Annotated in this window: 17 protein-coding genes; 9 read left to right on the plus strand and 8 right to left on the minus strand. The window is 70.6% G+C overall.

Annotated elements, in window-relative coordinates; translation table 11 throughout:
- The first annotated feature begins 33 nt into the window (after positions 1-33).
- From E1202_RS04690 to E1202_RS04700, 3 genes are read left to right on the plus strand one after another with little or no spacing between them, the layout of a single operon-like run.
- Positions 34-2838, plus strand: a complete 2805-nt coding sequence (locus tag E1202_RS04690) for an FtsK/SpoIIIE domain-containing protein (protein WP_132681296.1) — start codon at positions 34-36, stop codon at positions 2836-2838.
- Positions 2831-3214, plus strand: coding sequence for a hypothetical protein (locus tag E1202_RS04695; RefSeq protein ID WP_132681297.1), 384 nt, complete (start codon positions 2831-2833; stop codon positions 3212-3214). The genes E1202_RS04690 and E1202_RS04695 overlap by 8 nt, the downstream gene beginning before the upstream one ends.
- A 57-nt stretch (positions 3215-3271) precedes the next feature.
- Positions 3272-4009, plus strand: a complete 738-nt coding sequence (locus tag E1202_RS04700; RefSeq protein ID WP_132681298.1) for a GNAT family N-acetyltransferase — start codon at positions 3272-3274, stop codon at positions 4007-4009.
- Here the strand turns inward: E1202_RS04700 and E1202_RS04705 are convergent.
- Positions 3996-5651 (minus strand): FAD-binding oxidoreductase, encoded by a 1656-nt coding sequence (locus E1202_RS04705; protein ID WP_408006080.1) that lies wholly within the window; start codon positions 5649-5651, stop codon positions 3996-3998. The two genes, E1202_RS04700 and E1202_RS04705, sit on opposite strands and share 14 nt — an antisense overlap.
- Here E1202_RS04705 and E1202_RS04710 point away from each other — a divergent pair.
- Together E1202_RS04710 and E1202_RS04715 are read left to right on the plus strand one after the other, a co-directional pair.
- Positions 5650-6300, plus strand: a complete 651-nt coding sequence (locus tag E1202_RS04710; RefSeq protein ID WP_132681300.1) for a TetR/AcrR family transcriptional regulator — start codon at positions 5650-5652, stop codon at positions 6298-6300. The two genes, E1202_RS04705 and E1202_RS04710, sit on opposite strands and share 2 nt — an antisense overlap.
- Positions 6297-7868 (plus strand): glycerol-3-phosphate dehydrogenase/oxidase, encoded by a 1572-nt coding sequence (locus E1202_RS04715; protein WP_132681301.1) that lies wholly within the window; start codon positions 6297-6299, stop codon positions 7866-7868. Before E1202_RS04710 ends, E1202_RS04715 begins: the two co-directional genes overlap by 4 nt.
- 224 nt (positions 7869-8092) lie before the next feature.
- Here E1202_RS04715 and E1202_RS04720 read toward each other — a convergent pair whose 3' ends face one another.
- The 3 genes from E1202_RS04720 to E1202_RS04730 form a co-directional block, all read right to left on the minus strand.
- On the minus strand, positions 8093-9397 hold the full coding sequence (locus E1202_RS04720) for a citrate synthase (protein ID WP_132677841.1): 1305 nt from the start codon (positions 9395-9397) through the stop codon (positions 8093-8095).
- Between the two features lie 380 nt (positions 9398-9777).
- On the minus strand, positions 9778-10707 hold the full coding sequence (locus E1202_RS04725; RefSeq protein WP_132681302.1) for a carbohydrate kinase family protein: 930 nt from the start codon (positions 10705-10707) through the stop codon (positions 9778-9780).
- Positions 10704-11321 (minus strand): TetR/AcrR family transcriptional regulator, encoded by a 618-nt coding sequence (locus E1202_RS04730; RefSeq protein WP_132677844.1) that lies wholly within the window; start codon positions 11319-11321, stop codon positions 10704-10706. Before E1202_RS04730 ends, E1202_RS04725 begins: the two co-directional genes overlap by 4 nt.
- Positions 11322-11446: 125 nt before the next feature.
- On the opposite strand from E1202_RS04730, the gene E1202_RS04735 reads away from it, so the two are divergent.
- The gene (locus tag E1202_RS04735) at positions 11447-12586 is read left to right on the plus strand and encodes an acyl-CoA dehydrogenase family protein (RefSeq protein WP_132681303.1); all 1140 of its coding nucleotides are present in this window, start codon (positions 11447-11449) and stop codon (positions 12584-12586) included.
- A gap of 88 nt (positions 12587-12674) precedes the next feature.
- Here the strand turns inward: E1202_RS04735 and E1202_RS04740 are convergent, their stop codons facing one another.
- From E1202_RS04740 to pdxH, 4 genes are all read right to left on the minus strand, one after another.
- Entirely contained in the window at positions 12675-13601 is a 927-nt protein-coding gene (locus E1202_RS04740) for an aldose 1-epimerase family protein (protein WP_132681304.1), read from the minus strand.
- A 77-nt stretch (positions 13602-13678) separates the two neighbouring features.
- Complete coding sequence (locus E1202_RS04745) at positions 13679-15073, minus strand: APC family permease (protein WP_132681305.1); 1395 nt, start codon at positions 15071-15073, stop codon at positions 13679-13681.
- A gap of 119 nt (positions 15074-15192) precedes the next feature.
- Positions 15193-16485, minus strand: a complete 1293-nt coding sequence (locus E1202_RS04750) for an MFS transporter (protein ID WP_132681306.1) — start codon at positions 16483-16485, stop codon at positions 15193-15195.
- 90 nt (positions 16486-16575) lie between these two features.
- The gene (gene pdxH / locus E1202_RS04755; protein ID WP_132681307.1) at positions 16576-17229 is read right to left on the minus strand and encodes a pyridoxamine 5'-phosphate oxidase; all 654 of its coding nucleotides are present in this window, start codon (positions 17227-17229) and stop codon (positions 16576-16578) included.
- Between the two features lie 673 nt (positions 17230-17902).
- Between pdxH and E1202_RS04760 the strand changes: the two genes are divergently transcribed.
- The 3 genes from E1202_RS04760 to serC all read left to right on the plus strand — a co-directional run bounded on the left by E1202_RS04760 (position 17903) and on the right by serC (position 21393).
- Complete coding sequence (locus E1202_RS04760) at positions 17903-19015, plus strand: citrate synthase 2 (protein WP_235877694.1); 1113 nt, start codon at positions 17903-17905, stop codon at positions 19013-19015.
- Positions 19016-19067: 52 nt separating this feature from the next.
- Positions 19068-20024 (plus strand): YecA family protein, encoded by a 957-nt coding sequence (locus tag E1202_RS04765; protein ID WP_132681309.1) that lies wholly within the window; start codon positions 19068-19070, stop codon positions 20022-20024.
- A gap of 226 nt (positions 20025-20250) precedes the next feature.
- Positions 20251-21393, plus strand: coding sequence for a phosphoserine transaminase (gene serC, locus E1202_RS04770; protein ID WP_132681310.1), 1143 nt, complete (start codon positions 20251-20253; stop codon positions 21391-21393).
- Positions 21394-21416 lie beyond the last annotated feature (23 nt).

A 21416-nucleotide genomic window follows, 5' to 3' on the forward strand; every position in this document is an offset into this window, starting at 1 on the left:
CGTTCCGTAACTCGGTCTCCGAGGTGGCGTGTTGTGAAACGCAGTGACCGGCGAAGTCGCATCGAATCGGCATTCGAGCACCTGCGCCGCAGCATCTCCGCCGCCCTCGGCGCCGCCGAGAACGCGCACCAGGAAGTGCTCGACACCTGCGCCGAGCAGGAGTACGCACTGCGCATCGCCCAGCTCGGCGCGGCCGAGGCCGAACGCGAACCGGAGAAGGTCGCCGACCCGGCCGACCCGCACTTCCAGGCCGCGCTCGCCAGGGCGCTCGCCGACCGCGACGAGATCTTCCGGGACTGGACCGAGCAGGGCCCACCGTCCCTGGAGAAGCTGGTCGCCGCGAACTCGCCCGGCAGCGCGTCGGACCCGTTCGACGCCTGGCTCGGCGAGTTCGGCGGCGGTGACGTCGCGCACCCGCCCGAGCTGTGGCGCATCGGCACCGCGAACGTCCCCGACTCCCCGCTGACGCCGTCATTCGCCGCGGTGGTCCCGGCGCTGGACTTCGCGCACCTGCGCATCACCACCGACGAGGTGCCCGAAACCGCCGAAACCCTGGTGCAGAACCTGCTGCTGCGCATCGTCGGCCACTTCGAACCCGGCCAGGTGCGCATTCACAGCTGGGACGTCGCGAGGCTGACCGGGACGCTGCCGGACCTGCACCCGCTCAGCAGCGCCGGACTGCTCACCGCTCACGACCCGACGCGGCTGGGCGACATGCTCGACGTGCTCTCCGACCACATCAAGCGCATCCACTCCGGCGCTCTGCTCGGCGAGCACACCACGCTGCGCGCGCTGGCCGCCGCCAACGGCAGGCGCGGCGAACCGTGGCGGATCGCGGTGCTGTTCGGCAACGGCCAGCCGCTGCGCGAGGAACAGCAGCAGCAGCTCCAGCGCATCGCCCGCAACGGCCTGGCCTGCGGGATCCAGCTGATCACCGTCGATCTCCCGCTGACCGTCAACAGCTCCATAGAGTCGATCACGCTGATCGGCGAGAACCGGGCCCGCACCAGCATGACCGGGCCGGAAGCCGTGGTGGCGCTCGACGATCCACCCACGCGCGGCAAGGCGTCGAAGGCGTGCGGGGCGATCGCGGCCGAGTTCGAGTCCCGCCGCGCCCGGGTCCGCAACTTCGACGACCTGCTGCCCGACGAGCTGTGGCAGTGCCACTCGCGTTCCGAGTTGCAGGCGCCCGTCGGGTTCGACGAGGGCGAAGAGGTGTGGATGCGGCTCGGCGACGCCAGTCCGCACACGCTGATCGGCGGGCCGAGCGGCTCGGGCAAGACGAACTTCCTCTACAGCATGCTCGGCGCGATGGCCGCCCGGTACTCACCGGACGAGCTGGAGCTGTACCTGCTGGACTTCAAGGAAGGCGTGTCGTTCGCCCAGTTCACGCCGGGCAAGCGCGATCCGAGCTGGCTTCCGCACTCCAAGCTGGTCGGCGTCAACGTCAACACCGACCGCGAGTTCGGGCTGGCGCTGCTGCGGTTCCTGGCGGACGAGATGCGCCGCCGCGCCGACAAGGCCAAGGAGCACGAGGTCACCAAGCTCGAAGAGCTGCGCGCCGAGGACCCCCAGGGCCGGTGGCCGCGGATCGTCGCGGTGATCGACGAGTTCCAGTACCTGTTCGCCGACCGCGACCCGGTGACCGCGCAGGCCACCAAGCTGCTGGAAGACGTTGCGCGGCGAGGCCGCTCGCAGGGGATCCACCTGGTGCTGGCCAGCCAGGACGTCTCCGGCATCGAGGCGTTCTGGGGCAAGCCGGCGATCTTCGAGCAGTTCATCCTGCGCATCGCGCTGCCCAAGGCGCGGCGCGTGCTCACCGAGCACAACCAAGCGGCGATGGAGCTGCCGCGCTGGCACGCGGTGGTCAACCACGAGTCGGGCGTCAAGCACGGCAACGAGATCGCGCGCATCCCCGACGCCACCGCCCGCGACACGTTCCACCAGCTGCAGCAGCGGCTGTGGCAGCGACGCGCGGCCGGTTCGCACCCGCCGCGCCTGTTCGACGGTTCCAACCTGCCGAAGCTCTCGGCCCTGGAGGACTTCCGGAAGCTGACCGCGCCGGTGAGCACACCGCGCGCGCTGCTCGGCCAGGTCATCGACGTCGAGGGCACGGCCGCGGCCGTTCGGCTGTCGCGCTCGCCGGGACGCAACATCGCGGTGATCGGCTCGGTCCGCGAGGACACCACCAGCGCGCTCGGCGCGGCGGCGCTCTCGCTGTCCCGCCAGCACGAACCGGGCAAGATCAGGTTCACCATCGGCGCCCTGCTCGACGACGTCGACGAGGACGCGCGCGCCGTGGCCGAGGAGCTCCGCGGGCGCGGCCACGAGGTCGACGTGGTGGGCCTGGACGAGATCTCGGCGACGCTCGACGGCATCGCCCAGGACATCGACGCGGGCGCGTCTCCGGTCCGGCACTGCGTGGTGCTCTACGCCGTCGACGCCGCGCAGACGACGCTGGAGCGCAAGGATCCGGTGACCCGCGCGTGCGCGCTGGACTCCCTGCGCAAGATCCTCAAGCAGGGCCCGGAGTCCCGGGTGCACGTGATCGGCTGGTGGCGCAGCGTGCAGCGGGTGAAGAACACCCTCGGGATGGGGCCGGTGGACGACATCGGCGCGTGGGTCGCCTTCGACGTGCACGGCCAGGAGCTCAGCGCGTTCGCCGCGGGTCAGCCGGTGAACTGGTCGCCGCGCTCGCGCCGCGGCCTGTTCTTCGACCGCTCGGTGCACTCGCGTCCCGAGGTGGTCCTGCCCTTCGACCTCGGCGGGGCGCCGCCGGTGCCCGCCCAGCGTTCGACGGAGTCGGACGCCACCGTCCGGGAGGAAGCCGGTGACTGAGACCGCAGCCGAGCGCTACCGCGAGCTGACCGCCCTGGCCACGGCCGCGGGCAAGGAGATGCGCAAGCACGAGCGCGACAGCGCCGAGAAGCTCGGCGAGAAGGTCGCGGCGGGCAAGCAGCGCACGGAGGAGTCGGAGAAGGTCCGCGACGAGCTCGTCGCCGAGGTCAAGCAGCGCTGGACGGCCGCGATGCAGGTCGTCTGGGACGAGCGCTGGCTGCGTTCCTCGGGCATGCCGGCCGCTGACCGCAAGGCTCCCGACGCGTCGCCGTCGGAGTCCCGCCTCGCCGTTCACGAGGCGTTCGAGGACCTCCGCGACGCCATCACCAAACCCCGCCTGCCCACCGGCTTCCTCTCCCGCCGCAAGAAGTCCTGAGCCCGGCAAGGACGGCATTCGAACTTCGCGCGAGATGTGAATCCCTACGCTGGGCGGGTGCAGGAGCTCAGGAATGCGGCCGAGGTCGCGGAGGTCACGTCCGACCTGATGGTGCGGTGGGCGGCCCAGGCGTTGGAGCCGGGGTACCCGCACGAGCGCGGCGCGGCGTGGCGGTCGCGGAACGCGGTGGTCGTGTTCGCGCCCCGGCTCAACCGCGCCGACCGGGTGGTCCACGCCGGTGACGAGGACGACGTCGTCGCGCTGCTGCGGGAGGTCCTGCCCGATCTGACCCGTCCGAAGGTGCGGTTGCTGGCAGCGGCTCCGCTGGCCGCCCGGGTTTCCGAGCGGTTGGGCCACGAGGTCCTGGCGACGTTCGGATGGCTGCACCTGGACGGCGCCGCACCGCAGCGCCCCACCCCGGACGTCGAGTGGCTGACCGCGGCCGACGAGCCGGCGATCGACGCGCTGCTGCGCGCGGCCAATCCCGGCTCGTACCTGTTCCCCGACGACCCGGGTGCCGTGCGGTGGGCCGGGATCCGCGACACCGACGGCACCCCGGTCTCGATCGCCGGGGACTCCTGGCCCGCCCCGGGCCTGCGCTACGTCTCCGGCGTCGCCACCCATCCCGCGCACCGCGGCCGGGGCCTGTCCACGCAGGTCTGCACGTTCCTGACCAGGGAGCTCGCCGCGCTCGGCGCGGTGACGCTGATGGCCGATGCCGACAACGAACCGGCGCTGAAGGTCTACCGGGGTCTCGGCTTCCGCTACAGCCCCATCTCCGCTAGTCGCGGATGAGCTTGCCCGGGTTGAGGATTCCCGTCGGGTCCACCGCCCGCTTCGCCGCGGTCAGCACCGCCGTGCCGATGTCGCCGATCTCCGCGCGCAGCCACGGCCGGTGGTCGACGCCGACCGCGTGGTGGTGGCTGATCGTGCCGCGACCGGCGATGGCGTCGCAGGCGGCTTCCTTCGCGCGCTGCCACTGGGCGAGGGCGTGCTCGGAGTCGCGCGGGGCCAGCACCGTGAAGTACAGCGAGGCGCCGGTCTCGTAGGCGTGCGAGACGTGGCACATCACGATGGGCTGCTTGCTGCCGGTCTGCAGGTTGCAAACCAGGGCCGTGCGCACCGCGGAGCGCAGCTCGCTCAGGCCGCTCCAGCTCGTCGCGGTCTCCAGCGTCTCGACGCACACTCCCCGGTCGAGCAGGGCGTCCCGCTGCCGAGGTCCGGAGAACCGGTGCGACTTCCACGACTCCCCGGCCGCCCGCCCCAACCGCACGGTCCGGACGTCGCGCAGGGCGCGCACCGCGGCTGCCCGGCGCTGCTTGAGCTCGGTGCGGGTACCGGCGTCCCAGCCGAGCACCAGCAGGCACGGGTTGCGGACGCCCTTGGCTCGCAGGAGGTTCCCGAGCGCACGCGCCTTGAGCTGCCCGGACAGCGCGAGCTGCACCTCGGTCTCGGTCGGGTCCGACAGCCTGGTGACGTCGGCGAGCACCCGTTCCTGCGCGAGCGCGCGCACGGCGTCGGTCCCGGCCTGCCAGCCGTCGACCACGAACGCCTCGTAGCGGCTCCGCCTCGGCGCGGGCCGCACCCGGACGGCGACCTCGGTGATGACACCGAGGATCCCTTCGCTGCCGATGGCGAGCTGGCGCAGATCGGGTCCCGCGGCCGACGCCGGGGCGATACCGAGCTTCCACTCACCGGCCGGCGTCGCCAGGCGCACGCCCTCGACCATGTCCTCGAAGCGGCCGTAGCCGGAGGACGCCTGGCCCGCCGAGCGGGTCGCGGCGAACCCGCCGATGGTGGCCCGTTCGAAGGACTGCGGGAAGTGCCCGAGCGTGAACCCGTGCGCGGTCAGCAGCGATTCGGCCTCGGTCGCGCGCATCCCGGCCTGCAGCACGGCGATCCGCGAGTCCGGATCGAGCGAGATCAGCCGGTCCAGCCGCACCAGGTCGAGGGCGACGACGGCGTTCTTGCCGCCGCGCAGCGCGTCGACGCCGCCCACCACGGACGTTCCGCCGCCGAAGGGGACCACCGCGATGTCGTGGCGGGCGCAGATCTCCAGCACTCCCTGCACCAGCTCCGGGTCCGAGGGCAGCAGAACGGCGTCCGGGACGGCGAGTTCGGCGCCGTCGCGCCTGCGCACCAGGTCGCTGTAGGACATGCCGCCCGCGCGTCCGAGCCGCGCGGCCGCGTCGACGAGCACGTGCCGCTCGCCGAGGAGCGCTTCCAGCTCGGCGCGCGGGGTTTCGGCGAGGGAGCTCTCGGGGACGTCGAGGAGCGACGACGGGACCGCCGGCGTGGTGGTCTCGGTGAGTCCGATGCGGTGCCGCAACCAGCGCAGCGCGGCCGGGGACAGTGGCGCGGACGCGGCCCCTGACGGGGTCCAGCTGCCGCGGAGGGTGTGTTCGATCTCGCCGTTCACGGCTAGAGTGTGACACATGGAGTCGGATTGTCACAGCATCGACCGAGCTGATCCGCACCGCGCCCGCACCGGCAAGCGGCAGGCGGCCAACCGGGTCGCCGACGCGGACCTGCTCAGCGCGGCGCGCGCGTGCGTGCTGGCCGCAGGGGTCCGACGCACCACGCTGACCGAGGTGGCCCGCACCGCGGGCGTCAGCCGGATGACCCTGTACCGCCGCTTCCCCGACGTCGGCAGCATGGTCACGTCCCTCGTCACCGTCGAGTTCGGCGAAGTCCTCGACCAAGCCCGTCTTGCGGCGGTGACCGGTCAGGCACGACAGCGCCTCGTGCGCGTCATGGTGCGCGGCATCAGACTGCTGCACGAAGCTCCCCTGCTCCAACGAGTCCTGGAAACCGACGCCGAACTGCTGCTGCCCTACCTGGTCGAGCGACTGGGCGGCACCCAGCTGGCGGCCGACGGGTTCATTCGCGAGTATCTGGCCGCCGGGCACGCCGACGGATCGATCCGCCCCGGCGACGTGGCGGTGCAGGCCCGCTCGCTGCTGCTGCTGACCCAGTCCTTCGTCATCTCCGCAGGTCCGGCGACCGAGGACGTCGGCATCGACTCGCTGACCGATGAACTCGCCCACCTCCTCGACGGCGCTCTCCAGCCAAGGAGCCCTTCATGATCACCACGCCGCTGCCCGCCGGTTCGCTGCGCGCCACCTCGCTGAACTCCGCCCGGCTGCGAACCGACCTGCACGCGGCGGCGGAGCAGGAAGTCGACCTGCTCGTCGTCGGCGGCGGTGTCACCGGCACCGGGGTCGCCCTCGACGCAGCGGCGAGGGGACTGTCGGTGGCACTGGTGGAGGCCGAGGACCTCGCGTGGGGAACTTCGCGCTGGTCCAGCAAGCTCGTGCACGGAGGTCTGCGCCACCTCGCGCACGGCGACATCGCGCTGGCCCGGGAGAGCGCGGCCGAGCGCCACGTGCTCATGACCCGCACCGCCCCGCACCTGGTCCGCCCGCTGCCGCAGCTCATCCCGCTGCACGAAGGGGTGTCGCGGCGCCAGGAGGTCGTCCTGCACGCGGGCCTGCGGGCCGGCGACGCGCTCCGTCGGGCGGCGCGGACGCCCTCCGACGTCCTTCCCTCGCCCAAGAGGATCCCGTCGGCCGAAGCCCTCGCGCTGGTTCCCGGCCTCCGCCCCGGCGGGCTGCGCGGCGGCCTGCTGAGCTTCGACGGGCAGCTGGTCGACGACGCGCGGCTGGTGGTGGCGCTGGCGCGCACGGCGGCCGGGTTCGGCGCGCGCATCCTCACCCGCTGCGCGGTGACGTCCCTCGACGGCGGCGGCGCCGACCTGGTGGACGGGCGCAGCGGCGAGTCGCTGCGGATCCGCGCGCGGTCGGTGGTCAACGCCGCGGGCGTGTGGGCCGGTGACCTCGTGCCGGAGGTCCGGCTGAGCCCGTCGCGCGGATCGCACCTGGTGGTCGACGCCGACGCGGCCGGGATCGCCGGAACGGCCGTCGTCGCGCCCGTGACAGGTGAGCCGGGACGGTTCCTGCTGCTGATTCCGCTACCCGACGGCCGCGCGATCCTCGGCCTGACCGACGAACGGGCGCCCGGCCCGATCCCGGCCGTCCCGCTTGTCCCCGAGTCCGATGTGGACTTCCTGCTGGCCGGGATCCGCGACGTCCTGGGAGTGCCGCTGACCCGCGACCACCTCCTCGGATCGTTCGCCGGCCTCCGGCCGCTGCTCCAGCAGGACGGCAAGGACCCCGCCGACCTCTCCCGCCACCACGCGGTGCTCACGTCGGAGGAAGGGATCATCACGGTCATCGGCGGCAAGCTCACGACCTACCGGAAGATGGCCGCCGACGCCGTGGACGCGGCGGTCGGTTCCCGCGGCCTGTCGGCCGGGCCTTCGCGGACCACCGAGATCGCGCTGGTCGGCGCGGCCCCTCGGCGTCATCTCACCGACATCGAGGCTCCCGCCACCCTCGTCGCCAAGTACGGCACCGAAGCCGCCCGCGTCGCGGCCCTGACCGAGTTCGACCAGGACCTCGCCGAACCGGTGGCGGAAGGCCTTCACCTCACCGCGGCCGAAGTCCTCTGGGCGGTCCGCCACGAAGGCGCCCTCGACGCCGACGACGTCCTCGACCGCCGCTCCCGCCTGGGCCTCGACCCCACCCAGCGCGCCGCAGCCCTCCCCCAGGTCGAGAACCTGGTGACCAGAGCCCTGGCAGGGATCGAACCCTGACCCCACACCTCACCTCACCTCGCCCGTATTACCGGCAGCAATCCTTTGCCCGAACACCGCAGTAATCCGTCACCCGATTACGGCGGTAATCCGGGTTTCGGCGCCAGCAGCGGGGCGTTGAGATGCAGAAAGGCCCCGGGGCCGGCCTCGGTGGCCGGGCTCTCCGGGGCCCATTGCGCGGTCGGAGGCCTTGGCCTCAGACTTGATTCAGGTAACGATTCAGATCAGCGCTGGTCCATCGGCTTGTACGGGCGCTCGGCGGCACCGGTGTAGACCTGACGCGGACGGCTGATCTTGCGGGCCGGGTCCTCGATCATCTCGCGCCAGTGCGCGATCCAGCCGGGAAGCCGGCCGAGCGCGAACAGAACGGTGAAGAACTTCGTCGGGAAGCCCATCGCCTTGTAGATCAGGCCGGTGTAGAAGTCCACGTTCGGGTAGAGCTTGCGCGAGACGAAGTAGTCGTCGGACAGCGCCCGCTCCTCCAGCCGCAGCGCGATGTCCAGCAGCGGGTCGTTGGCGCCCAGCTTGGACAGCACCTCGTCGGCGGTCTTCTTGATGATCGCCGCGCGCGGGTCGTAGTTCTTGTAGACCCGGTGACCGAAGCCCATCAGGCGAACGCCGGGCTCCTTGTTCTTCACCCGCTCGACGAACGCGTCGACGTCGCCGCCGTTGTTCTTGATGCCTTCCAGCATCTCCAGCACCGCGCTGTTCGCGCCGCCGTGCAGCGGGCCGAACAGGGCGTTGATGCCGGCCGAGACGCTGGCGAACATGTTCGCCTCGGACGAGCCGACCATCCGGACCGTCGAGGTGGAGCAGTTCTGCTCGTGGTCGGCGTGCAGGATGAACAGCAGGTCCAGCGCACGGGCCAGGGTCGGGTCGACCTCGTAGGGCTCGGCGGGGAAGCCGAAGGTCATCCGGAGGAAGTTCTCCACCAGGCCCAGCGAGTTGTCCGGGTACAGGAACGGCTGGCCGACCGACTTCTTGTAGGCGTAGGCCGCGATCGTGGGCAGCTTCGCCAGCAGGCGGACCGTGGACAGCTCGACCTGGTCCTTGTCGAACGGGTTGAGGCTGTCCTGGTAGAAGGTCGACAGCGCCGAAACCGCGGACGACAGCACCGGCATCGGGTGCGCGTCGCGGGGGAAGCCGTCGAAGAACTGCTTGAGGTCTTCGTGCAGCAGGGTGTGGCGGCGGATGCGCTCGGAGAACTCGTCGTACTCCTGCTGGGTCGGCAGCTCACCGTAGATCAGCAGGTAGCTGACCTCGATGAAGTTCGACTTCGCCGCGAGCTCCTCGATGGGGTAGCCGCGGTACCGGAGGATTCCGGCGTCGCCGTCGATGTAGGTGATGTCGGAGTTGCAGGCTGCGGTGTTGACGAAGCCCGGATCCAACGTCACCAAACCGGTCTGGGCCAGCAACTTGCCGAGATCGACGCCAGGCGCACCCTCGGTAGGTTGCGTCACCTGCATTTCGTGCTCGCCGGCGTCATAGCGCAGCGCGACGGTACGTTTGGCGGTCACGTCGTCGGGCATTCGGGAACCTCTCGCGCTCGTCAAGGGGTGCGTGATGACGACCGCGATTGCCCAGCCAAGCGGCAGGGCTCGATGTCGCCCGCGCTCCGGTCGGGGTGTCCGAACCGTCGCAGCACCACCCCGTTGGGGTCCTGTCAGTAGTCACGCTAGACCGCCGGAGGGTCCCCGCGCAGCAATCGCGTTTCCTCTTTTTTGCAGGTGGGACCACGATCACATCACACTTACCGGTAGGCGGAGCGCCGATGTCGACGCTCCGCCACCGTCTGACACCACCATCGTGACCACGAGTGAAATCCGAACGGTCTAATCCGGATTCGTTCGTCCGCAGTCAGACCGATGAGCTCACGGGGCGTGTTCGGACACCACCGGATGGATTCCGATCACGCGTCCAGCTCCGCGGACCACGGCGGTTCGGCTCCCGGACGCGAAACGGTGACGGCCGCCGCGGCGGCGGCGAACGACAGGGCCTGCTCCCACTGCCCCACGTCCAGAGCGCGGACCTGCTCCGGCGACAGCGCACCGTTGCGGTGCAGCCACGCCAGCAGCGCCGCCTGCACGGTGTCGCCGGCGCCGATGGTGTCGGCGACGTCGACCTTCCGGCCGGGGACCGTGACCTCGCCGTCAGCGGTGACCGCGGTGAGCCCGTCGGCTCCCCTGGTCAGCACCACCGCCGCCGGGCCGCGCGCCTGCCACTCGCGGGCCGCCTCGACCACGTCGCGCCCCGGGGCGAGCCACTCGGCGTCGTCGTCGGAGACCTTGAGCAGCCCGACCGAGGGCAGCCAGGAGGAGAACCGCGCCCGGTAGGCGTCCGCGTCGGCGATGAGGTCGGCTCGGATGTTGGGGTCGAGCGCGATGAACACGCCCCGCTCGGCCTCGCGGAACAGCACCTTCTCGTACGCGGTGGCGCCGGGTTCGAGGACCATGCCCAGCGTGCCCAGGCACAACGCGGTCGTGCCGTCCGGGAGAGGCTGGTCGGTGACGAAGCGCGCGGCGGTGCCTTCGGTGTGGAAGCTGTAGCGGGCCGAGCCGTTGGCCTCCAGCCCGACCACGGCCAGCGTCGTGGGCTCCGGACCGCGCTGGACCAGGGAGGTGTCCACTTCGGACTCGGTGAGCCGTTGCAGCATGCGGTCGCCGAACTGGTCGGTGGACAGCTTCGCGTAGAACGCGGCGGGCACGCCGAGCCTGCCCAGCGCGATGGCCACGTTGTAGGGCCCACCTCCGAGCAGCGGGTGCAGCGGGCCGAGCTCTCCGTCCGGGGTGGACGAATCCGGCACGAGGTCGACCAGGGCCTCACCGCCGATGACGATCAATTTTCCTCCACTGTGTCCGAAGGGGACTTCTCCTGGGCCAGTCCGCCCAGCAGGAACTGCGACAGCGCGGCGAAGGCGGCGGCGTCGGACAGCCCGGTGCGCTCGCCGATCTCACCGCGCTGGATGCCGGCGATGGTGCGGCCGACCATCTCGCCGACGAAACCCGCGTGGACCTCGCGGAACACGCCTTGCCGGACGCCTTCGGCGATGAACCCGCGCAACCGGTCGGCGGCGGCGCCCGCGTTGGCCTCGTAGGTGGCGCGGGTGGCGAGATTGGCGCCCATGTCGGTGATGAACTCCCGCGACGCCGGTCGCAGCGCTTCGGCGGCGGCGTCGAGGTAGGCGCGCACCTTCTCCCGCGGGTCGTCGGCGACCTCCGCTCGGCGCTCGATGTCCTCGGTGGCGCTCTTGAAGTAGTGCGCCACGACGCGGACCGCGAGCTGCTCCTTGCTCCCGGCCAACGTGTAGAGGGTCGATTTCGAGCAGTGCAGCCGTCCGGCCAGGTCGTCGAGGGTGAAGTGGGCGAACCCCTCGGCCAGGAACAGGTCGCGAAGCCGACCCAGGAGTTCGGCTCGTCTGGGGTTCAGCGCCCGCTCGGCTCGGGAGGTGCTCATCGGGAGAAGCCTGCCACAGGATTCTGAATACTCGGCGCAGAGCTTTTCACAGTACTGGCGTACCGCCTACAGTACTGATTGCAGTACGACAGCCCGGTACTCACACTGGACCGCGGGAGCGCGCCATGACCGTTGACCGCCTGCTTCCGACGCAGGAAGCCGCTGATCTGCTCGCGTTGACCCGCGAGATCGCCCGCGACGAACTCGCCGGTCGCGCCGCCGAGGACGAAGCCGCCGGGAAGTTCCCGCGCGACGTCTTCCGCCTGCTCGGCGACACCGGGCTGCTCGGCCTGCCCTACCCCGAGGACCACGGCGGCGGCTCCCAGCCGTACGAGGTGTACCTGCAGGTCCTGGAGGAGATCAGCAGCGCCTGGATGACGGTCGGCGTGAGCCTGTCGGTGCACACCATGAGCTGCTTCCCGCTCGCCCACTTCGGCACCGCCGAGCAGCGGGAGCGGTGGCTCCCGGAGATGATCGGCGGCTCGACGCTGGGTGCCTACGCGCTGTCCGAACCGCACGCCGGCTCCGACGCCGCCGCGCTGAGCACCCGCGCCGAGCGGGTCGGCGACGAGTACGCGCTCAACGGGCAGAAGGCGTGGATCACCCACGGCAGCGAGGCGGACTTCTACACGCTGATGGCGCGCACCGGCGAAGGCGCGCGCGGCATCAGCTGCCTGCTGGTCGACTCCACGACCTCGGGCCTGACGGCGGGACCGCCCGAGCACAAGATGGGACTCACCGGGTCACCCACGACGCCGCTGTACTTCGAGGACGCCCGCGTCCCAGCCGAGCGGCTGATCAGCGAGGAAGGCGACGGGCTCAAGATCGCGCTGTGCGCGCTCGACTCCGGCCGTCTGGGCATCGCCGCGTGCGCGGTGGGCCTGGCCCAGGCCGCGCTGGACCTCGCGGTCGATTACGCGCAGCAGCGCAAGCAGTTCGGGCACCCGATCATCGAGTTCCAGGGCATCGAGTTCCTGCTGGCCGACATGTCGGCGGCCGTCCACTCGGCCCGCGCGATGTACCTCGACGGCGCCCGCCGCCGCGACGCGGGACTGCCCTTCGGCGAGCAGGCGTCGGTGGCGAAGCTGGTGGCCACCGACGCGGCCATGAAGGTCACCACCGACGCGGTCCAGGTCCTCGGCGGCGCCGGCTACACCCGCGACTTCCCCGCCGAGCGCTACATGCGCGAGGCCAAGGTCCTGCAGATCTTCGAGGGCACCAACCAGATCCAGCGCGTCGTCCTAGCCCGCCACCTCACGAAGTGAGAGTTCCAGTGGTTGCTTTGCTCAGCGGTGCGGGTGGCGGAACCTGACACGCCTTCTGGCCCCGGGATCCGAGACGGGTCTTCGCAGGTCAGAGGGACTTGAGGCCCCAGTGGGCCGTCCAGGCCTCGCCCGGTTGGAGGGTGATGAGGTCGGTGCCGGAGTTGAGGGCGTCCGGCGGGCACGTCATCGGTTCGATCGCGATGGCGCGACCTCGTTCGGGGAAATCCTCGGCCGTGTAGACCTGGACCCACTTGAAGACCGGATCGGCCCACAGCTGGACGCCGTGACCGTCGGGTCCGGTGAGCGAGTGGCGCACGAGACCGGCCGGGTCGTCGGGAGCCGGGGCCGCGCCGCCGAAGGCGGTGTCGAGCCAGACTCCCGCGAGGCGGCGACCGGTGCGGAAGTCGACCTCGTCGCCCTCCAGCGCGCGCGGCGGCCGGACCGGCAGCAGCCGGTCGGCGTCCACCGGCAGCACCGTGGAGGCGGCCAGGCGCAGCGTGCACTCGTCGGTCTCGACGTTGCCCGCGCGCGGGTAGGGGTGCACTCCGACGCCGAAGGGAACCGCGCGCCCACCCAGGTTCTCCACTGTGTGGGTCACGGTGAGCCCGTCGCCGTCGAGGGCGTAGCCGATGGAGGTCAGCAGCGGCACCGGCCAGCCGGGACGCGGCGAGACGGTCGCCTGCAGCACCACGGCGGAGTCGGTGTGCTCGACGATCGCCCACGGCGCGTGCCGCAGCAGTCCGTGGATGGCGTTGCTGCGGTCGGGCTCGGTCAGCGCGAGCTGCTGCGGTTCGCCGTCGAGCGCCCAGCGCCCGTCGGCGACCCGGTTCGGCCACGGCACCAGCACCCCACCGGCGGCCGACGGCGGGAGCCGATCGGCGTCGAAGGTCTCGGTGTGCGGCACACCGTCGACGGTGAAGGCGCGCAGCACGGCGCCGAACTCGGTGATGACCGCCTTCGCGGTCCCCGAGCTGATCTCGAACTGCCGGCCGGTGGCGGGAAGAGGATCATGCACTCCGCCACTCTACGACCACGAGGCGGCCCCGGACACCGCGAACAGCGCCCCGGACCGCCTCGTCGGACGTGGGATTCCTACTTGCTCAGGGACTCCGCTTCGAAGTCCGTCTTGCCCTTCACGAGGTAGTTGATCACCCAGAAGATCACGCCGATGCCCAGCAGGATGCCGGCGATGATGTACTCCGTGGCCGGCCGGCCGGACAGCGGGCTCGCGAAGAACGCGCAGGTCAGCGCACCCAGCACGGGAACCCAGGTGGGTGCCTTGAAGTGGTCGTGCTCCACCTCGTCCTTGCGCAGCACCAGAACCGCGACGTTGACCACCGCGAACACCACGAGCAGCAGCAGCGACGTCGTGCTGCCCAGGTCGGAGATCTCTAGCGAGCTCACCAGGATGACCGCGATGATGCTGGTGAACAGGATCGACACCCACGGGGTGCGACGGCCCTTGTGCACCTTGCCGAACACGCTCGGCACGACGCCCTCGTTGGCCATGCCGTAGACCAGGCGGCTGGCCATCAGCATGTTGATCAGCGCCGTGTTCGTGACCGCGAACAGGGCGATCAGCGAGAACAGGATCGGCGGGAACCACGGTGCCGCGGCCTTGACCACCAGCAGCAGCGGGCCGTCGGACTCGGCGAGCTCCGCGGTCGGCACCAGGGTCGAGGTGATCACCGCGATGACCAGGTAGATGGTCGCGGTGATGACCATGCCCAGCAGCAGCGCGCGCGGGAAGTTCTTCGACGGCTCCTTGGTCTCCTCGGCCATGTTCACCGAGTCCTCGAAGCCGACCATGGCGAAGAACGCCAGCGCGGTGGCCGAGGTGACCGCGAGCAGCGGCGAGGTGTCGGTGTCGAACTGCGTCAGCCTGCTGGGGTCCGGCGCGATGTCGGTGCTCTGGCTACCACCGAAGATCGCGATCAGACCGAAGACGATCACGATCGCCAGACCGGTCAGCTCCACGCACGTCAGGACGACGTTCATCTTCACCGACTCGCCGACCCCGCGGAAGTTGATCGCGGCGAGCAGCAGCAGGAAGCCGAGCGCGACCATCCACGAGTAGGGCTCGACGCCGTCGCCGAAGATGCCCGTCAGGTAGTCACCGCTGAACGCCTGCGCGGCCGAGGAGGCCGAGGTGATGCCCGAGCACATCACCGCGAAGGCGATCAGGAACGTCACGAAGTGGATGCCGAAGGCCTTGTGCACGTACAGCGGGGCGCCACCGGCCCGGGGGTACTTGCCGACCAGCTCCAGGTAGCTGAACGCGGTCAGGAAGGCGACCACGAAAGCGACCAGGAACGGAACCCACAGGGCCCCGCCGACCTTGCCGGCGACCTTCCCGGTCAACGAGTAGATCGTGGTCCCGAGGATGTCTCCCACCACGAAGAAGAGCAGCAGTTTCGGGCCCATCACCTTCTTGAGGCCAGGCTCGTGCGCACCGCCGGGCGCATTAACGGTCGTTTCGTTGGCCATAGTGGAGAAGTGTGCAGGGTGGCTTCGACGACTGTCTGCCCGCCCCTGGTCGAAACGCACTCCGTCGAGTGGCGCAAGCGTGGCGGAGTGCCCAACGCGCACGCTCCGCCCTGGTCAGATCACGCGTCGTCACCGGTGGGCGCCTTGTACTTCCAGAACGCGGGCAGGGCAACGGCCGACAGCGCGGCGGCGAGCACCACCAGCGCTCCGCCGATCATCACCGCTGGTCGGGTGCCCAGTGCGGCACCCGCCAGCCCGTGCAGCGTGTCGGCCAGCCTCGGTCCGCCCGCGACCACGACGGTGAACACGCCTTGGATGCGGCCGCGCATCTCGTCGGTGGCCGCCGCCTGCAGGATCGAGCTCCGGTAGACCATGCTGACCAGGTCGGCCCCGCCGCCGAGCGCCAGGAACAGCACCGCCAGCCACAGCGAGTCGGCGAAGCCGAACCCGATGATCGCCACACCCCAGGCCACCACGGCGATCGTCACGCCGACACCGTGCCGAGCGATGCGGTGCAGCCAGCCGGAGAACAGCCCGAAGCAGAAGGCGCCCAACGGGATCGCCGCGTACAGCCAGCCGAGAGCGGCACCTCCGCCGGGCGGGTCGCCGAAGGTGCGCTCGGCCATCTCCGGGAACAGCGCGCGCGGCATGCCGAAGACCATCGCGATGATGTCCAGCAGGAACGACGCGAGCAGCACGGCGTGCAGGCCGAGGTAGCGGAAGCCGTCGAGCACCGAGCGCAGTCCGGCCTTCTTCGGCGCACCGTCCTGCGGCGGCAGCGCGGGCAGCCGGAAGACCGCCCACAGCGCCAGGCACAGCGCGATCGCGTCCACGAGGTACAGCACGGACAACCCGAGCAGCGGCAGCAGGACTCCCGCCAGCAGCGGTCCGACGATGGAGCCGAGCTGGAAGACGGTGGAGCCCAGGGCTTGCGCGGACGGCAGCAGGTGGGCGGGGATGAGCCGGGCGACGGCGGCGGCGCGCGTCGGCGAGTTGACCGCGAAGAACGTCTGCTGGAGCGCGAAGAGCACCAGCACCAGCCACACCGACGGGATGCCGGCGAACGCGACCAGCCACAGCAGCACGGAGGTTCCCGCGAGCCCGCCGTTGGTGATGATCATCAGCTTGCGGCGGTCCACTGCGTCGGCGATCGCGCCGCCCCACAGGCCGAACACCACCAGCGGGACCAGCCCGAAGATGCCCGCCAGCCCGACGTAGAAGGAGGAGCCGGTGATGTCGTAGAGCTGCTTGGGCACGGCCACGGCGGAGAACTGAGCGCCGACGGCGGTGACGATGTTGGAGGTCCACAGCCTGCGGTAGGCCGGGTAGTGCAGCGGCCTGGTGTCGATGAAGACCTTGCTGAACGAGGACTTGAAGCTACGCCGGGGAATGGTTCCGCTGCTCTGCCGCACGAAAGACGGAGCGTAGTCCTTCGCGAAGCTAAAGGACCACTGGTTGTCCGCCCGTGTGACGGAGCTCTACACCACTCCCCGGCGGCTCACTCACGGAGCGAGGCGTTCGACCGTCCAGGTGTCATCGGTCCGGCGGAAGCGAAGCCGGTCGTGGAGCCGGTCGGGACGTCCCTGCCAGAACTCGACGAAGTCCGGGCGGATCCGCCAGCCGCCCCAGTGCGGCGGCACCGGGACCTTCTCGGCCTCGCCGAAGCGGCGCTCGATGCCGTTGAGCGAGTTCTCCAGCGCCTCGCGGCCGTTGACCACCCGCGATTGCGGCGACGCCCACGCGCCCAGCTGCGAACCGCGCGGGCGCTCCGCCCAGTACTCGGCGGTCTCCGAGGAGCTGACCTTCTCGACCTCGCCGCGCACGTTGACCTGGCGCTGCAGGCCCAGCCACGGGAACGTCGCCGCGGCAACGCGAGTCGACTTCAGGTCGTGGCTCTTGTTGGACGTGTAGTTGGTGAAGAACACCACGCCGCGCTCGTCGAAGCCCTTGCACAGCACCGTCCGCGAGGACGGGAAGCCCTCCGGATCGGCCGTGGCCAGCACCATCGCGTTCGGCTCGACCAGTTCGGCCGCCACGGCCTCGTCGAACCACAGCTGCAGCTGCTCGTGCCAAGTGCCGGCGAGCGAATCCTCGTTCAACGCCCCGGCTTCGTAGGAAACACGCATGGACGGCAACGCGACGTTGGCCTCCGTCATCCTCTTCCTCCCTGACTCGTCCGGCGAACGGCACGACTCGACTTCGACATTCCGGCTCGGCGCCGGACGGTACGGGTTGGACGTGGCCGACGCGCGCGAGGCGCATCGGCCATTCGTTATGACGGTAAACGGGATCGGAACGGGAGCCGAATCGACGATAGGTCACGATCGATTCCGCAACCGATGCAGTGATCGTTCCCACAACGGCTCCACGTCACCCGAACAGCCGTTGCGCTGCGAGAAGGGCAAGGGAACCTTTCGCTCATCCCACTTCACCACAGCGGGAGCGTCAAGCCCTCGACGCCCGGATGTTGGGAGGGGATCGTCGAGGCACCACGCCGTCGGCCACCCTGCGCTCGGCCGGCGCGAACGGAACGCGGCCCTCATGCGCGCGTCGTGGCCGTGACAGGAAGGTTCCCGTGCGCGGAGCGGGACGACCTTCACCCCTCGCGTCCACATCCGGACCGCCAACTTGCGAAACAGCAATTTTTCCGGAATTTTTCACCGAGGTGCAAAACGTTCCATTCACCGCGGGTCAACTCAACCTGGAATTTTTTCCCGTCCCGGCGCCATTGCCCTTTCTTCCGCCCGGGGTGCACTGTTGGCTCAAACCCCGCCACGTCGCCCAGCCATGCGCACGCGCGCACCCCTACTACCAGGAGACGAGGCAGCTATGAGCGAATTCCGTCCCGGGTTGGAAGGCGTTGTCGCCTTCCAGACCGAAATCGCCGAACCCGACCGCGACGGTGGCGCGCTGCGCTACCGAGGCGTGGACATCGAGGACGTGGTGGGCACGGTCTCCTTCGGCGATGTCTGGACGCTGCTGGTGGACGGCCGGTTCGGCGGCGGACTGCCGCTCGCCGAGGACCTCCCGCTGCCGGTGCGCACCGGTGACGTTCGGGCGGACGCGCAGGCCGCGCTGGCCATGACCGCACCTGAGTTCGGGTTCCAGCCGGTGCTCGACATCGAAGCCGAGCAGGTGCGCGAGCAGCTCGCCCGAGCCTGCTCCCTCGGCCTGTCCTACATCGCCCAGTCCGCGCGCGGCGACCAGGCGCCGGTCCCGCACGCGCGCATCGCCGAGGCCACGACCACCACCGAGCAGTTCCTCACCCGGTGGCGCGGCGAACCGGACCCGGCCCACGTGCAGGCGCTGGACGCCTACTGGGTGTCGGCGGCCGAGCACGGCCTGAACGCCTCGACCTTCACCTCCCGCGTCATCGCCTCCACCGGCGCCGACGTGGGCGCCTGCCTGTCGGGCGCGGTCGGCGCGATGTCCGGCCCGCTGCACGGCGGCGCCCCGGCCCGCGTGCTGCCGATGATCGAGGAGGTCGAGCGCACCGGGGACGCCCGCCGCGTGGTGGCCGACATCCTCGAGCGCGGTGACCGCCTGATGGGCTTCGGCCACCGCGTCTACCGCGCCGAGGACCCGCGCGCCCGCGTCCTGCGCAACACCTGCGACCAGCTCAAGGCCCCTCGCTTCGAGGTCGCCCGCGAACTGGAGCAGGCGGCGCTGGCCGAGCTGCGCGAAAGGCGACCCGACCGCCAGATCGAGACGAACGTGGAGTTCTGGGCCGCGGTGGTCCTCGACTTCGCCGCCGTCCCGCCGGCGATGATGCCCTCGATGTTCACCGCAGCCCGGCTCGCGGGCTGGTCGGCGCACGTCCTGGAGCAGAAGCGGACCGGACGCCTGGTCCGGCCGTCGGCGCAGTACATCGGCCCGGCCCCGCGCTCGCCGCAGGACGTGGTCGGCTGGGACACCGTCACCCAGATCATCGCCCCGGTGTGAGCCCGTGGTGGGTCCGCCGCGTGGCCGACCCACCAGGGGATACCTTGACGGCGTGACCGATCCGGCGAACCTGCACGCCCAGTACGCCGCGGCCCTCGAGGAGGACGCCGCGGTCAGCGACAACCCGTGCGCCGAACTGGTCCAAGCCGCGGAGCACTGGCACGCGGCCGACGAGCACGAGCGCGAGCACTCCGCGCTGACCAGGGCGTTCGACCTCGACGAGGACGCCGGGCCGCTCAGCGGGCGCGGCGCCTACATCTCGTACCTGCTCACCCACGGGCGCGCCGACGAAGCGGCGCCGCTGCTCGACGAGCTGCGCCGGAAGCCGAGCAAGGTCGCGATGACCTACATGGACGTCCACGTCGGCTACGCCACCACCGGCAACATCCCCGAGGGGCTGCGCTGGCTCAACGCGGGCGCGACCCACATTGTCCCGTCGCTCGACGAGCTCCTGGAGCCGACCGACCAGGGCTTCGACCTCCTCCTGGAGCGCTGGCACACCCGCAAGGACTCGGGCATGCCCGCCGACGCGATGGACGAGTTCCTCCAGCGGTGCGTCGATCACAGCGAGGAGGTCCGCGACGAGATCCAGCAGCTGTCGGGCACCGAAGGCGACCTCGCCGGTCTGGTGGACGAGGAGGGGAACCTCTCGCTCACCCTCTACCCGGTCCCGCTGTGGAACGCCGAGGAGTTCGACCGCTCGGTGCGGGAGCACCCGGAGTGGTGGAACGACGAGACCAGCCACGAGGACTACCGGCGCGCGGTGCAGCGAGAGCTCGGCGAGATCGTCTCCGGCGCCTGCCTGGTTCCCACGACCGTCACCGCCGTGGAGGAGTTCGCCGCGTCGTACGGAGTCGACCCCGGCGACCCCGAGACCCCGGACGACTACGTCTTCGAGGAGGCGCACGCCGGGCGGTACCTGCCCTGGCCGCCCGGGCGGAACGACACCTGCTGGTGCCGTTCGGGACGCAAGTACAAGAAGTGCTGCGGAGCGCCCGGATTCGCCTGATCGTTCCGACCCGAACGGGCCGTGTGGGACACAGTGCGGTTGGCCGCGGCGGCGAACAGCAGTAAGTTGCGGTGCGGCAGCGACCGCTGGACACCGAGCGGTAACCCTGCTGCAACACTTGAGCCGAGCCGGCAATGGCGCCGGCGGACCTGGCCACTGGCGCGCGGGGACGGGCCTCTCCCGGTCACCCCGCACAGTCACCACAACAACGCCCGGAGGCGCCGGAATGACGCAGGCCGAGACCACCGACCCGACCACCTTGAAGCTGCCCGACGAACTCCAGCCCTCCGACGGCCGCTTCGGCTGCGGACCCTCCAAGGTCCGACCGGAGCAGCTGACGCGGCTGGCGAACGAGGGTGCCGCGGTGATGGGCACCTCTCACCGGCAGAAGCCGGTGAAGTCCCTGGTCGGAAGGGTCCGCGAGGGACTGCGGGAGCTGTACTCGCTGCCCGAGGGCTACGAGGTCGTGCTCGGCGTCGGCGGCACCACCGCGTTCTGGGACGCCGCGACCTTCGGCCTGATCCGCGAGCGCTCGCTGCACCTGACCTACGGCGAGTTCTCCTCGAAGTTCGCCAAGGCCGCCAAGACGGCCCCGTTCCTCGGCGACCCGATCGTCGTCTCCTCGGACCCGGGTGACGCGCCGGAGCCGGTGTCGGACCCGAGCGTCGATCTGATCGGCTGGGCGCACAACGAGACCTCCACCGGCGTCATGCTGCCGCCGTCCCGCCCGGAGGGCTCGGAGAACGCGCTGATCGCGGTGGACGCGACCTCGGGCGCCGGTGGCCTGGCGTTCAACGCCGCCGACGTGGACGTCTACTACTTCGCGCCGCAGAAGTCCTTCGCCGCCGACGGCGGGCTGTGGCTGGCCGCGATGAGCCCGGCCGCGATCGAGCGGATCAACGAGATCGGCGCCTCGGACCGCTGGGTCCCGGAGTTCCTGTCGCTGCCGACCGCGCTGGACAACTCGCGCAAGGACCAGACCTACAACACCCCCGCGGTGGCGACGCTGTTCATGCTCGCCGACCAGATCGAGTGGATGAACGGCCAGGGCGGCCTGTCCTGGTGCGACTCGCGCACCAAGGAGTCCTCGCAGCGCCTCTACAGCTGGGCGGAGGCCTCGGAGTTCGCCAAGCCGTTCGTGACCGACCCGGCCAAGCGGTCGCAGGTCGTCGGCACCATCGACTTCGACGACTCGATCGACGCCGCCGCGATCGCCAAGGCGCTGCGCGCCAACGGCATCGTCGACACCGAGCCGTACCGCAAGCTGGGCCGCAACCAGCTGCGGATCGGCATGTTCCCGGCGATCGAGCCGGACGACATCACCCAGCTGACCAAGTCCATCGACTGGGTGATTTCGCAGCTGTCCTGATCGCGCTATGCGGCCGTCGAGGC

Source organism: Saccharopolyspora karakumensis (assembly GCF_004349225.1).
In the GTDB taxonomy this organism is placed as follows: domain Bacteria; phylum Actinomycetota; class Actinomycetes; order Mycobacteriales; family Pseudonocardiaceae; genus Saccharopolyspora; species Saccharopolyspora endophytica.

Coding starts and splice junctions, on each gene's coding strand:
- pdxH (WP_132681307.1), bottom strand. CDS start 17,229: ATGACGGAGGCCAACGTCGCGTTGCCGTCCATGCGTGTTTCCTACGAA.
- E1202_RS04730 (WP_132677844.1), bottom strand. CDS start 11,321: ATGAGCACCTCCCGAGCCGAGCGGGCGCTGAACCCCAGACGAGCCGAA.
- E1202_RS04710 (WP_132681300.1), top strand. CDS start 5,650: ATGGAGTCGGATTGTCACAGCATCGACCGAGCTGATCCGCACCGCGCC.
- E1202_RS04705 (WP_408006080.1), bottom strand. CDS start 5,651: ATGTGTCACACTCTAGCCGTGAACGGCGAGATCGAACACACCCTCCGC.
- E1202_RS04735 (WP_132681303.1), top strand. CDS start 11,447: ATGACCGTTGACCGCCTGCTTCCGACGCAGGAAGCCGCTGATCTGCTC.
- E1202_RS04715 (WP_132681301.1), top strand. CDS start 6,297: ATGATCACCACGCCGCTGCCCGCCGGTTCGCTGCGCGCCACCTCGCTG.
- serC (WP_132681310.1), top strand. CDS start 20,251: ATGACGCAGGCCGAGACCACCGACCCGACCACCTTGAAGCTGCCCGAC.
- E1202_RS04760 (WP_235877694.1), top strand. CDS start 17,903: ATGAGCGAATTCCGTCCCGGGTTGGAAGGCGTTGTCGCCTTCCAGACC.
- E1202_RS04745 (WP_132681305.1), bottom strand. CDS start 15,073: ATGGCCAACGAAACGACCGTTAATGCGCCCGGCGGTGCGCACGAGCCT.
- E1202_RS04720 (WP_132677841.1), bottom strand. CDS start 9,397: ATGCCCGACGACGTGACCGCCAAACGTACCGTCGCGCTGCGCTATGAC.